This window comes from Rummeliibacillus sp. TYF-LIM-RU47, assembly GCF_008638315.1.
In the GTDB taxonomy this organism is placed as follows: Bacteria; Bacillota; Bacilli; order Bacillales_A; family Planococcaceae; genus Rummeliibacillus; species Rummeliibacillus stabekisii.
This window is the reverse complement of the sequence record NZ_VVIR01000001.1, coordinates 513391-527279: the sequence shown is the minus strand read 5'-3', so window position 1 is coordinate 527279 and position 13889 is coordinate 513391. Positions and strand designations below refer to the sequence as shown.

12 protein-coding genes are annotated in these 13889 nt (G+C 40.4%); 1 reads left to right on the top strand and 11 read right to left on the bottom strand.

Annotated elements, in window-relative coordinates:
* Nucleotides 1-98: 98 nt before the first annotated feature.
* From F0527_RS02500 to F0527_RS02460, 9 genes are all read right to left on the bottom strand, one after another.
* Nucleotides 99-1664, bottom strand: coding sequence for a Vga family ABC-F type ribosomal protection protein (locus tag F0527_RS02500; RefSeq protein ID WP_150283700.1), 1566 nt, complete (start codon nt 1662-1664; stop codon nt 99-101).
* Between the two features lie 321 nt (nt 1665-1985).
* Entirely contained in the window at nt 1986-3437 is a 1452-nt protein-coding gene (gene lpdA, locus F0527_RS02495) for a dihydrolipoyl dehydrogenase (RefSeq protein ID WP_150283699.1), read from the bottom strand.
* The gene (locus F0527_RS02490) at nt 3438-4658 is read right to left on the bottom strand and encodes a dihydrolipoamide acetyltransferase family protein (RefSeq protein ID WP_150283698.1); all 1221 of its coding nucleotides are present in this window, start codon (nt 4656-4658) and stop codon (nt 3438-3440) included. It lies immediately after the preceding gene.
* A gap of 90 nt (nt 4659-4748) precedes the next feature.
* Nucleotides 4749-5762 (bottom strand): alpha-ketoacid dehydrogenase subunit beta, encoded by a 1014-nt coding sequence (locus F0527_RS02485; protein WP_150284895.1) that lies wholly within the window; start codon nt 5760-5762, stop codon nt 4749-4751.
* A gap of 12 nt (nt 5763-5774) precedes the next feature.
* Nucleotides 5775-6830 carry a pyruvate dehydrogenase (acetyl-transferring) E1 component subunit alpha gene (gene pdhA / locus F0527_RS02480; protein WP_150283697.1) on the bottom strand — a complete coding sequence of 352 codons (1056 nt, stop codon included), beginning with the start codon at nt 6828-6830 and terminating at the stop codon, nt 5775-5777.
* Nucleotides 6831-6850: 20 nt separating this feature from the next.
* Nucleotides 6851-7993: a Leu/Phe/Val dehydrogenase gene (locus F0527_RS02475; protein ID WP_150283696.1), complete on the bottom strand. Its 1143-nt coding sequence runs from the start codon at nt 7991-7993 to the stop codon at nt 6851-6853.
* Nucleotides 7994-8273: 280 nt separating this feature from the next.
* Entirely contained in the window at nt 8274-8729 is a 456-nt protein-coding gene (locus tag F0527_RS02470; RefSeq protein WP_066784673.1) for an Lrp/AsnC family transcriptional regulator, read from the bottom strand.
* Between the two features lie 47 nt (nt 8730-8776).
* The gene (locus F0527_RS02465; RefSeq protein ID WP_150283695.1) at nt 8777-10135 is read right to left on the bottom strand and encodes a sodium-dependent transporter; all 1359 of its coding nucleotides are present in this window, start codon (nt 10133-10135) and stop codon (nt 8777-8779) included.
* Between the two features lie 217 nt (nt 10136-10352).
* Complete coding sequence (locus F0527_RS02460; protein WP_150283694.1) at nt 10353-11363, bottom strand: NAD(P)H-dependent flavin oxidoreductase; 1011 nt, start codon at nt 11361-11363, stop codon at nt 10353-10355.
* A gap of 80 nt (nt 11364-11443) precedes the next feature.
* Between F0527_RS02460 and F0527_RS02455 the strand changes: the two genes are divergently transcribed.
* Nucleotides 11444-11962, top strand: coding sequence for a gamma carbonic anhydrase family protein (locus F0527_RS02455; protein ID WP_150283693.1), 519 nt, complete (start codon nt 11444-11446; stop codon nt 11960-11962).
* A 135-nt stretch (nt 11963-12097) separates the two neighbouring features.
* Here the strand turns inward: F0527_RS02455 and paaX are convergent, their stop codons facing one another.
* Together paaX and F0527_RS02445 are read right to left on the bottom strand one after the other, a co-directional pair.
* Entirely contained in the window at nt 12098-12988 is an 891-nt protein-coding gene (gene paaX / locus F0527_RS02450; protein ID WP_150283692.1) for a phenylacetic acid degradation operon negative regulatory protein PaaX, read from the bottom strand.
* A gap of 71 nt (nt 12989-13059) precedes the next feature.
* Nucleotides 13060-13836 carry an enoyl-CoA hydratase-related protein gene (locus F0527_RS02445; RefSeq protein ID WP_150283691.1) on the bottom strand — a complete coding sequence of 259 codons (777 nt, stop codon included), beginning with the start codon at nt 13834-13836 and terminating at the stop codon, nt 13060-13062.
* Between the last annotated feature and the right edge of the window lie 53 nt (nt 13837-13889).

Below are 13889 nucleotides of genomic sequence, written 5' to 3'. Positions count from 1 at the left end.
TGTATTCTATATATACCCGCTGTCGCAGGCTTAAAACATATTTTATAAAATTTGTTAGGATTGATAGTAACTTTTTCTTCTGACTTCCAATTACGGAGCTATTTTAATTCCCTTTTTTCTTTCAGGAGCCTTTGAAATTCCAACTCTAATTCACTAGACGGTTCAATACTTAGGCGGCTGAGCACTTCTGTTATTTTTGTCTCTAATAAGAGAAGCTGGTCAGACTTAGAATTATCTTTTTTAGGCTTTTGTTGCTGTACATATTGCGTATAACTACCTTCGAAAATATGGACCTTCTGCTTCTTAATCTCCAGTATTCGAGTAGCAATCTTTTCAATAAATTGACGGTCATGCGATACAAAAATAATTGTGCCTTCATAATCTTGCAGGAGTGATTCTAAAGCTTCTACTGCTTCGGTATCTAAGAAATTGGTCGGCTCATCTAGCACTAATGTATTTAGGTCACTGACAAATAATTTGGCGAACGCTACTTTTACTCGTTCACCCCCGCTTAATACACCAACAGGTTTATACACATCATCATGATAGAAATGCAAGCGAGCAAGAACTGTACGGATTAAGTCTTCCCCTCTTTTTGAGGTAGATTGCACGTTTTCTAAGATTGTTTTTTCAGTGTCTAATATATCAAGTTTCTGACTGAAATAGCCCATTTGAATAGAGGGAGAAATCGAAATGCCTGCATCTCTTGCCATTATTTTTTTAAGGAGTGTTGTTTTCCCTGTTCCATTTGCTCCGATTATTGCTAATTTATCGCCGCCTCGTATGAAGAAGCTTGCTTTCTTCCATAGCTTTCTTTCCCCAAAAGACCCTTCCACATTTTCAAATCGAAAAACAATACGTCCATTCACTAAATCTGCATGAGGTAAATCCATCTTAATAGGGGCACGCTCTTTGCTCTTTTCCACTTTTTCAAGGTTTTCTATTCTCGTTTCAATGGCTTTAGCAGATTGATATAACTTTTTTTGTTTTTTTGCAAAGTATGGTTTTGTTCCAGTAATTCTAGCTTCTGAGGAGCTCAGCTTTTTCGGTTTTTTTGTGGCTCTTTTTGCTTTTTCCTCTTTTAATATTAAAGCTTCTTCAAGCTGTTTCTTTTCTTTCACATACTTTTCATATGCCGCTTGCTCTTGATTCTTTTCCACTTCTTTTTGTTTTACATATTCACTATAATTGCCTTTATATTTTGTCAGATGGCCATCTCTTATTTCCCATATACTCGTGCAGAGAGCATCCAAAAATGTCCGGTCATGTGATACTAAAATAAATGCTCCTTGCCAGCTTTTCACACTTTTTTCCAACCAGTTGATATGAGAAAGGTCTAAATGAGTAGTCGGTTCATCTAATAGCAGTAATCCTGAATTTTGATTGAGGCTTTTTTGAATATATTCTTGTGTGACTTCTCCACCACTTTTGGTTGTTATATCAACCTTTAATTGAGGAATATATTCACACTCTACATATTGATGCACAAACCCATTATCAGGCGTTATTTTCTGAGCCAAAATCTGTAATAGTGTCGTCTTTCCACTTCCATTCGGTCCAACCAGCCCAATCCGTTCATGCTGTTGCACCTCGAGTTCTGTAATATCCAACAACAAACGATCTTTTACATAATGTTTTATTTGTCCCGCTTTTAATACCTGCATAAATTCATCTCCTTTTGGAGACAGAAAATGCCTCCTATTTTATGCAGAATAGGAGGCATTCATAAATAGAGGATCATTAAATAAGCCTATAAAAAGACCATTCAATCCAACTATAGAAATACAATCCTATTCTGAAAATGACAATTGAAGGCATCAAAAAGAAGCGGTGTCCGCCTACTTAAAACCTTCATTTGTGTGTTTTCAATCATAGGATTAGTAAATCATTTAGTTGGGTCACCCTCTCGTCCGTTTGAATTACAATTATCTTAAACCAAAGAGCAAAATTCTGTCAAATGAAATTTGCCCTCTGTGGAAAATCTTTTACCTAATAAAGCTCAAGGAACTTTCCTTTTGCCTTTTTCCCTTTGGTACAGTATGGATTGCCTGGCCAATAAGCCCTTCCACACTTTCTAACAGGGCTTCATTCATACTAGGGTGGGCAAAGGCCGGAAATTTTGCATCCTCTTCTTTCGCTGCCATTTCCAATAGTTGAACAAATGTGCTTGATAGCTCAACCGCTCCTTCTCCTATCATATGAATGCCTAAAATAAAGTCATTTGAAGCATCTGTCACTACTTTAATAAAGCCATCTTTATTGCCAGTAATCATAGCATAGCCATTACTCCCCAATGCAAATTGGTTTACACGAAGATCGATTCCGAGATTTTGGGCTTGCTGTTCAGTCAAACCAACTGAAGCAATTGGCGGAATGGAATGAACAATGGTTGGTAGGAATTCTAAATCTACCTCCGGATTGCCACCAGCAATCGATTCTACTGCGGCTTTGCCTTGCTTAATTGCCTTTACTGCGAGAAGCGGACCTTCCGTCACATCCCCGATCGCGTAAATAGAGGGAACTGTTGTCCTCATATTTCGATCAATCTTTATAAACCCATCTTCATTCTGCTCGATACCAAATCGTTGTAGCCCTAGATCCTCTACATTCGGCTTCCTGTTCCCTGCTGCGAACAAATGTGTACCTGAAACATCCTCTTCTTTTCCTTGCGTTCTAAACCTTACATCGATACCTGCTTCTGTTTCCTCGACTGACAAAATCTTGGCTTCTTTGTAGATCTTTATCTTCTTTTTCTTAAGTAACCGGTTCAATTCCTTAGTGATAGAACTATCAAATAAAAAATCATCTGTGCCTTCCAATAGAATTGTCACTTGAGCCCCTAATGCATGAAAGCTTGAAGCCACTTCTAGCGATATATAATCATGGCCATAAACGATTAAATGCTCGGGCAACTCCCGCAAATCAAATATTTCATGAGAAAGTAGCATACGCTTATTGTTTTTTGGACATCCCTCTGGCAACACAGGGCTACTACCTGTAGCGATAATTGCTTGCTTGAACGTATAAATATCAAATTGGTGGCCATTTTCAACACCAATCCGATCTTCTCCAATCAGTCCTGCCTTCCCTTTAATTATCTCTACTTTATTGGCTTTGCAAAGTGTTTCTACACCACTTCTGAGTTGTTCAATTACTTTCGATTTATAAGAAAGCAGCTTGTTTAGGTTAAATGATGTTTCCCCAACGAAAAGACCTAGCTCTTTCATATGCCCAGTTTCTGACTGTTTTTTCGCAGCATATGTAAACACTTTAGACGGAATGCAGCCCCTATTCAAACAAACGCCGCCAAGTTTTTCTTGCTCTATCAACGATACGGATAAACCAAGCTGCGCAGCACGAATGGCAGCACTATATCCGCCAGGGCCGCCACCGAGAATGACCAAATCTCTTTCTTGACTGATATCTCCAACGACCATCTATATCATCTCCAGCATCAATTTGTTTGGCTGCTCAATTAAACTAGCAAAACGATTTGTAAATGCAACCGCAGTAGCACCATCCGCAACACGGTGATCAAAAGACATGGACAATGTCATCATATGTCCAATAACAATCTCGTCATTCTCCGTCACGATTGGCACTTTTTTTGTTTTATGGAAAGCGATCAGTGCTGTTTCCGGATAGTTGATGATTGGTGTTGCTCCTGTACTTCCAAGCGGCCCCACATTGCTGACAGTAAATGTGCTGTTTTGAATATCAGCAGCCGCAAGCTTACCGTCTCTCGCCTTTTCATTTAAGCATTTCATCTCATCATAAATCTGTTGTATTGATTTCTTATCAGCATGGTGAATAACTGGCACAATTAAGCCTTCTTTTGTATCTACCGCCATACCGAGATGGTACTCTTTTTTCAGCAGTATTCTATCGTTTTCTTCATCGAGTTCCGCATTAAATACAGGGAAATCTTTCAAAGCAAATACCAGGGCTTTCATGAAGAAAGCAGGCACCGATACATGAACGCCTTCCTTCTTTAATTCCTCCCGCAACTTCAGAAGATTTGTCATATTGACTTCGTCAAAATGGGTCACATGTGGAATCGTAAAGAGGGATTTTGTCATTTTCTTCGCGATTTGTTTGCGTATACCCCGGAACGGAATTTCATCAGGCGATATTGGCTTTGCCAGGATTTCTGGCTCTACAATAGTCGATACAGCTTCATTCTCTGCTAACTGTTCTCTTTTCATAAACCGGTAAACATCTTCTTCTGTTACCCTTCCAGAGGGATCCGATGGTGTAACATCTTCAATATTGATATGGTGATCGCGTGCAATTTTGCGTGTATAGGGAGTAGCTAATACGCGATTAAACGAAGAAACAAACTCATTTTTCTCCTTTAATAGCACCGGAACTTCTTCTTTAGGAGTTTCAGATGCCTTTCCTTCACTAACAGGTTCTATGCTTCCTTCTCCTTCAATGTAAAGCAGCGTCGTACCTACAGCTACGGTTGTTCCTGCATTAATAATAATTTCTTTTATTGTACCGGCTCCAGGTGAGGGCAATTCTGCCACCATCTTATCCGTCTGCACTTCTACAAGCGGCTGGTCAGCTATCACCCGATCTCCTGGTTTAACAAGGTAATGAATAATTTCACCTTCTGTCATTCCTTCTCCGATATCATGAAGTTTTACCTCTAGCATAGACGTTCCCCCATTTCAAAAATCACAATGCATTTATTCTCTTTATAGAAAAATAGAAGACGCCAGGAATTGGCGCCTTCAGCCACACGATTAGAAATGAACAGCCTTTTCAATACTTTCTAATACACGTGCTGGCGTTGGAAGAAAGTCTTCCTCTAATGCAAAGAAAGGCACTGGCACATCAAAGCCTGTAACACGCTCAATAGGCGCCCGCAAATATAAGAAAGATGTATCGTTAATAATAGAGATAATGTCATTGCCAAGACCGCCAGTTAAATGCGCTTCATGAACAATAACAGCTCTCCCTGTTTTTTGTACAGATTCCGCAATGATTTCTCGATCGATTGGATAGAGTGTTCTCAAATCAATAATGTCACAGCTGATTCCTTTTTTCTCGGCTTGCTGCGCCGCCTTTTCTACAATGGTCATCATAGCTCCCCAGGCAATCAGAGTGACATCTGTACCTTCTTTCACCCTTTTCCCTTTGCCAATCTCAACTGTATATTTTCCAACCGGCACTTCTTCTCTTTTCGCACGATAGCTCTTCATTGGCTCAAGCATTAATACCGGGTCTGGGTCTTCCATTGCCGCGATCAGCAGCCCTTTTGCATCATAGGGAGTAGATGGGCAAACAACCTTTATTCCTGGCATATGTGTGAACAGGGATTCTGTGCTATCAGAATGAATTTCAGGTGAACGGATTCCTGCGCCGTATGGGGCTCGGATAACCATCGGCACAGTATAATGCCCCATGGTTCTCATCCGAAGCCGTGAGACATGTGTCATAATTTGTTCGTAAGCTGGATAAATGAAGCCTAAAAATTGAATTTCCGCAATAGGTTTAAATCCATTGACTGCAAGGCCGATGGATGTACCTATAATTCCAGCTTCTGAGAGGGGTGTATCAACAACACGATCAGTACCAAATTTCTCTTGAAGCCCTTCCGTCGCACGAAAAACTCCGCCATTCTTTCCAATATCCTCACCAAGAATCATGACACTTTCATCGCTTTCAAGCAGCGTTTTCATCGCATCATTGACAGCTCCTACTATCGTCAAAAGCTGTGTTGTCGTATTTTCTCGTTGTATATCCTTAACTTTCATTTCCAAAGCCCATTACCCCCTCTTCAAATGTGCAAGATAGGATTCTTTTTGCTCAGCCAGTTGTGTCGGCATTTCAGCGAAAACATGGTCAAACAAATCTTCCACGTTTGCTTTTGGATAGCTTTCCATCTCTTCAACAGCTGTCTCTACTTCTGCTTTGATTAATGCTTCTATCTCAACAATCCAAGCCTCATCCCAGCAGCTGTTTTTCTTCATAAAACGCTCAAGTCGCACTAATGGATCTACTATCTCTTTCCCTTGGTCTTCCGGACGATATTTTGACGGATCATCTGCAGTTGTATGGGCACCAGTACGCCAAGTCACCGCTTCAATAAGCGTCGGTCCTTTGCCATTTCTAGCATCTTCTAAGGCCTTTTTAGCCTCAAAGTAAACAGAGAAACAGTCGTTTCCGTCAATGCGTACTCCTGGCATGCCATATGCGACAGACTTTTGAGCTATCGTTTCGGAATTCATTTGCTTTTCAATCGGAACCGATATGGCATATCGGTTATTCTGATTAAAAAATAAGACAGGTGCTTTTAATACACTGGCGAAATTTAATCCTTCATGGAAATCTCCTTCAGATGTTGCTCCATCTCCAAAGTAGGCAATGGCTGCATTCCGCGTCCCTTTACGCATTTCCGCCCAAGCTGCTCCTGCTGCATGCGGCAATTGTGTAGCAATCGGCACAGCAGGCGGAAAAATATTTTTACCTACAGGCGGAATACATCCCTCTGCTCTTCCATTCCAGTAAAGATAGGTCTCAACCATAGGGGAGCCAAATGTAAGCTTTGCACCGTGGTCGCGGTATGTTGGAAACATCCAATCATCCTGCCCCAGCGCTAGTGCACTGCCCACCTGTGAAGCTTCCTGCCCCTCCATTGGTGCATATGTGCCAAGGCGTCCTTGCCGCTGCAAGCTGATCGCTTTTCTATCAAAGGCCCGAACCCGCTTCATATGGTAATACAACTCTTTTGCTAGCTCTTCATGCAATTGTTCACGATAGGAAGCGTCCACTACGTTTCCTTCATCATCTATGATTCTTTTGATCGGAAATTGAGTCTCCATAGTACCCTCCTCACACACAATTATTTACGAATCGCCCATTTTGGCTTGATAGAAGAAGTGAAGAAGCTGTTTCGCTTTCCTCTGGATGCCATGCGTTGCTCACACATTCGGTTTGCTGCTTCCATGGTAGTGATGCTGTCCAGTCTTGCTTGCTGGTATACTTCAAGAATGGCATCATAAATATGTTTTGTTTTTGCAAGTACACGTTCTTTATTCACACCGTATAATTCATCCGCTACTTGAATGAGACCACCCGAGTTGATAATGTAATCCGGTGCATATAGAATGCCCTTTTCAGTAAGCTGTCTTCCATGTTCTTCAGTAAGAAGTTGATTATTGGCTGAACCAGCGATTGCTTTTACTTTCAACTGTGCGATGGTTTCATCGTTAATAACTCCACCAAAGGCACAAGGAACAAAAACATCTGCTTCTTGTGTATATATTTCATGGCTAGCCACAATAGAAACTGAACCTAGCGTAGCTTCTGCTTTTTCTTGTATCGCCTGTAAGCTTTGTTCGTTAATATCTGTCACAATCAAATGAGCGCCTTCTTCCAATAAACCTTCTGCTACTTTAAAGCCAACTTTTCCTAGGCCTTGAACGGCATATGTATGGCCGCCAAGACTGTCTCTACCAAAGAGCGTTCTATTTGTTGCTTTGATGCCATAAAGAACACCCATAGCAGTCGGAATAGAAGAATCTCCTCCGCCTCCATAGGCTTCCGGTACACCAACGATACAATTGGTCTCTTTCATGGCATGAATGAAATCTTCCATATTTGTGCCCATATCTGTCCCCGTATAAAAACGGCCACCCAGCGATTCAACAAACTGGCCAAAAGCTCTGAACAATTCAGGTGATTTATCTTTTAACGGATCCCCGATGATAACAGCTTTTCCTCCACCAAAATCAACGTCTGAGGCAGCACATTTATAACTCATGCCTTTCGAGAGGCGCAGGGCATCTTCAAGTGCTTCTTCCACACTGTTATATGGCTGCATACGGCACCCGCCAAGCGCAGGTCCAAGCGTTGTATTATGAATGGCAATAATTGCCTTCAAGCCCGATGACGGATCGTTGCAAAAGACCACTTGTTCATGTTTAGACATTTTTTCAAAAAGCGTAAATTCTTCTGTTATTGATTTCTTTTCTACCAGATTCATTTTTATCCCCGCTTTCATTGAATAGTTGACGTCTCTTCTCCACTGTAAGCCCTTTCAAAATAGTGCTAATGAAGATAAATAAATGTAACTTTAATTATAAAAGGTTAGAGTGTACAAATATATATCAAACTGATCTAATTTTCTGAAATTAATTAACATTATGAATATATTTATTGATCAATTACTCCGATTTGTAAATTCCTTTTACTGCAGAAAAAAACCCCTTTCCAAAGTGAAAGAGGTCGCGAATGAAAGTCTATTATTCTTTTATTTTAAAGGCTCACGGCCATTCTTGCTCAATAGCTGATGGCAAAACTATTTTTTCCGAAACAGGTGATTTTAGCACGATCGAGGTATGAATAATACCGTAGTGAATTAAATAATCAATAAGCTTATTTAAATGGTCCACATCATTGACTGCTGCCTTCAATAAATAGTTCACAGTGCCAGTTAAACGGTGACATTCAATGATATCGGGATGGTTTCGAGTCATTTCTTCAAAATCATCATAAAGAACCTTTACTTCACTCACCTGAATGAATAAAAGCAGGTTTCGACCTACTGCATTAGGCAATACTCTTGCTCCAATTTTGTCGATCGTTCCTTTTTCAGTTAACCTTGTAAAACGTTCGGCTACACTTGGCCTGCTGAGGGAGAGTTTTTTTGATAAATCGCTTAGTGTAATTCGTCCATCTTCCTGAAGAATTTTCAAAAGTTGAATATCTGTCACGTCCATGTTATCACCCTCAAACGTTTTATTTTACGCTATAGCTTTCTTCTACTCTATTTTAAAAAATAGTCGAAGACGCCAAGAACATCCAAGTAAACAATCACAATCACAACAGGCACAAGGTATTTAATCAATAGGAACCATGTAGCAAAAATTTTCTTTCCAACAGATGAGCCAGAAGAAATCTCTTCTACTAATCTTTCTTTTGAAATTTTCATCGGAACGAAAATGGCGATCAACAAAGCCCCAAGCGGCAGAAGCAAATTACTTACAAGATAATCAGCCGCGTCAAAAATAGACTTTTTGAAAATCAATACGTCGCTCCACACACCGTATGACAGCGCAGAAGGTACGCCTACAACAAAAATAAGAAGACCGATGATCCATGAATATTTCATCCGTTTGCTGTCATCGCCCTTTGCTAGTACGGCCACAATAATCTCTAGCATAGAAAAAGCAGAAGTTAATGCGGCAAATAAAAATAGAATTAAAAAGGCAAGTAAAAAGACGATGCCAAATGGGATTTGGTTAAAGACTGTTGGCAGCACATTAAATAGCAATACTGGCCCTGCATCTGGTTTCAGACCAAACGAGAAAACAGCAGGGAAAATAGCCAATCCAGCTAACACTGCCACAAGAATGTTCATGACAACGATGGAAATAGCGGATTGTGGGATACTTTCCTTCTTAGATAAATAGGAGCTGTATGTGACCATGACGGATACCCCAACACTCAAGGTAAAGAATGACTGCCCCATGGCAAATAAGATTGTATCCGAAGTAATCTTTGATAAATCAGGATTAAGAAAAAATTCAAGTCCTTTCATTGATCCTTCTAGGGTTAGAGAACGAATAATAATAAGCAGGAATAAAATAAACAATGCCGGCATCATAAATTGGCTTGCCTTTTCAATACCAGCTGTTACCCCCCGTGAAACCACATAAATCGTGATGGCCATAAACAAAAATTGACCGAAAATAGATAGGAATGGACTGGATATCGTTTCGCCAAATAAAGTCCCATATTGGACTTCTGTCAGACCATTTAAGGCCCCCGTAAAACCTTTATAAATATAAATTAAGATCCATCCGCCTACTACACTATAAAATGATAGCAAGATAAAGCATGTAAAAATGCCAAGCCTTCCAATAAAATGCCATGAAGAGTTTGGCGCTAGTTCCTTATATGATTCTATTGCATCTTTTTGCGTACTTCTTCCGATAATGAACTCTCCAATTAAAAGCGGCAAACCTACAAGCAGTGTAAAAAGAATAAAAATGAGTAGAAAAATTCCTCCCCCGCTTGTACCCGCTACATAAGGAAACTTCCAGATGGCGCCGAGCCCAATTGCAGAACCAGCAGCTGCGAGAATGAACCCCAGCTTCGATGACCATTGTTCTTTCTGTTCCAATACTCCACCCCTTCATATTTATTAGACAGGAAAACGCTTACACTTATCTCTTTTAATCCCCTCAATTGGTATAACGTTTTTCCAACTTCATTTTATCAACCCGTTATATGAAAATCAATATTATTTTCTGAAAATTCTATCACCTATATACACCAAAATTCGTTCCTTACAAGGAATATTTGCATTGCTCAAAGCCCCTTGTAAGGATTCGTTATTACTATATATCCTTTTCTCCAAGGATAACAGTTGCTCCTTGTTTCGCCGCACGAAATCGGATTTCTTTCACTTCTTGTGCTGCAAAATTAAGCTGCTCATCTGCTGATTCCATCATTCTTTCGAACAATTCCTTCACAGTCGGTACATCATCTATTAGTCCTGCAATTTGGCCGCTGTTAATAAAGCCATTTTCCATATCGCCTTTCAACGCGCCTTGTATATGTTTATCTTCCGAAGTCCATTCTGTATACTGATCTAACGTCATTCCCTCTTGTTCCTGCTCGTGTAAGCGCTTTGCATAAGGATTTTTTAAAATCCGTCTGACCCTGCCAACACTGCGACCCAAAATCATCGTTTCTGTATCCTCTGCTTGGACAAGATGATTCTTGTACGCTTCATGGAATGGCGCCTCTTTTGTTGCAATCAGCCTTGTCCCTATTTGTACGCCGCTTGCGCCAAGCATAAGAGCTGCTGCCAGACCTCTACCATCCCCAATCCCACCAGCAGCTAGTACCGGTACATTTACATGCTCCACAATCTGTGGGATCAGTGTAAATGTAGTTAATTCAAGAGAAGAGTTAATCCCTGCTGCTTCGAATCCTTCCGCTACAAGGATATCCGCACCAGCTGCCTCTGCTTTTTGTGCATGTTTAACAGATGCTACAAGTGCAATTACCTTGATTCCATGTTCATGGAGTAGTGGAATGAGTGGTGCTGGATTACCTGCTGATAGTGAAACAAACGGAATTTTATGCTTGATAACCAAATCAATAAGATCTTTTGTATAAGGTGATACGCTTATTGCTATATTTACCGCAAAGCTTTTAGCTGTAAGCTGTTTTGTTTCTAGAATAATCTTTTCTACCTCATCAGAATCCATAGTACCGCACCCAATCGTGCCAAGCCCTCCCGCTTCTGAAACGGCAGCGGTTAATTGGGCATTGCTAATATTGCCCATCCCCCCGTGGATAATAGGATAGTTTATTTGAAGAAATTCACAAACATCTATCATTTTTTCTCCTCCCTTTGAAATTATGTTATAATAAATAAAATAGAAAAACAATTTAGAAAATTACTGACGGAGGGTATGCTATGATTATTGCTTTTAACGGGAAAAATCCGCAGCTCGAAGAAAATGTATTTATTGCACCTGGCTCTCAACTGATAGGAGATGTCCATATCGGCTCAGAATCGACCATTTGGTTTAATGCTGTGCTTCGCGGCGACGAAGGCTCCATTACAATAGGTAAACGATGCAGCATCCAAGATAACTCAACCATACATTTGTATGAAGGTTCTCCGGTTGTCGTGGAAGATGAAGTAACGGTTGGCCATAATGTTATTTTGCATGGCTGCAAGGTGGGAAAACGCTCCATCATTGGCATGGGATCCACCATACTAGACAATACAGAAATCGGCGAAGAGTGCATCATTGGTGCCAATACTTTAATTCCAAGCGGCAAGAAAATTCCTCCTCGCTCTCTTGTGATTGGCTCACCTGGTAAAGTGGTCCGTGAACTAAATGACAAAGACCTTGAACTCATTCAGTTGTCTATTGATACATATGTGCAAAAAGGATATGACTTTAGAAAAGCTTTAGAGCAAGATTAAACTATGTTAGCACCCTACAGACATCTAACTATCAGCTAGTAGTAAATAGTATGAACCAATGGGTTAAAAGATGCCTTGGATATATTTTATATACTAGTAGATTGAAAACCCAGAAAGCTTTTCGTTTTCTGGGTTTTACTTTGGATTCTCATTGACTAGATATGGATGATGTGCTGCATTATACGTTTTGTCTTTACGACGCATATCATTATCCTCACTGAATACTTCTTCAAAAAATCGGCTGGCTGGCTCTGCCAGTAATTTATAGTATTGGCTGAATAGAAGTGAGGCATGGTCACCATTCCACAAAGGAGGTAACAACTCTTTTGGCAATCCCGGGTCGGTAAATAGAAATTTACGGTATTCATGCACTAGGTTCGCCCGCGCAACAAAACATTCCGCATCTGTCATTTGCCCAGTTGCCATAGCACTTTGGTGGATAATATATCTTTTGCTATATGTTGCAATAAACTCTTCATACTTTCCTTCAATCTCTTGTAGAGGCCAACTTTTTTCGACAAGTGCACGGTCTTCATTTGGCCCCTTGTAAGCTGAAACAAAGAAATCAACATACTCGCTTATCTCATATTTTTCAACTAGCGCCTTCACTTCTTTTTCAAGATCGTTTGGCGAAATCCAGCAGCCACTTGAAAAGCTCCCGAAACCACTCCATAGTAGCTCCTTGCGCAATTCATCACGGATTAACCGCTTTTCTTCTGGAATGGTATACATCAGCATGCGCCATTTGCCATCCCATGAATGTGCCTTTAGTTTGAAAATCCGGTGAGCTGCTTCTTCCATACGCGCTTCTCCCCGTGGAGTAAGGTAATAATAGCTTTTGTTCCCCTTTTTTTCGGATACAATCCAGCCCTGCTTCACCATTCGAGAGACAGCAACTCGAACGGATTGCTCATTATGCCCAAACTCTTTCAATACACGAATTAAACTGCCGATCCATATTTTATTTCCATAATGACGAATATAGTCGCCATAGATGGTGAAAATCATTGATTGTGTATTCGCCATTTCATTCCTCTCTTTCTTCTTTTTTCGACATTTCTTTATTTTCTCATTATAACGTTAATTTGATAGTATGCCTACTTGCCGATATACTCTGGTTCCCTTTTTTCACTAAAAGCCTGAAGTGCTTCTAAGCGATCTGTTGTTGGTATCGTTAGTTCATAAGCTTTAGCTTCAATAGCCAGACCTGTTTGTAAGTCTGTGTTCATTCCTTGTGTGATAGCATATTTGGCTTGTTTTAAAGCAACAGGACCATTTTTCATCATATCTACCGCCAATTGTTCACAGGTACTCATTAATTCCTCTTTCTTCACTACTTGCAATACAACGCCCATGGACAATCCTTCTTGTGCTGAAAATTTCTTGGCGGTAAAAATGAGTTCCTTCGCTTTCATTTCCCCTACTAATCTAGGCAGGCGTTGTGTTCCACCGGCTCCTGGGATGATGGCCCAACTTGTTTCGGTCAAACCCATTTGCGTATCTTCTACTGCGATTGGGAAGTCACAGGCGATCATTAATTCAAATCCACCGCCCAGTGCATAGCCATTGACTGCTGCAATCGTTGGCTGTGGGAGGCTCGCAATGCTGTTGAATACATCGCGTATTGCTTTTACATTTCGTCGGACTTCTGTTTCGGTTAAATGTTTGCGCTCTTTTAAATCGGCACCTGCGCTGAATGCTTTATTGCCGGCACCAGTAAATATGGCTACTTTAACCTCTGGGTCAATCGAAATTTCATCTGTGACTGCTTGTAAGCATTTAAGAGTTTCATAGTTAAAACAATTAAGAGATTCTTCCCGATTAATAGTTACATAAGCAATATTATTTTTCTTCGTATATAATACAGTCGACATCCTACCATTCCTTTCTATTAAAAAGACTGTCCGTCTTTTGCCCACGCTCTTAC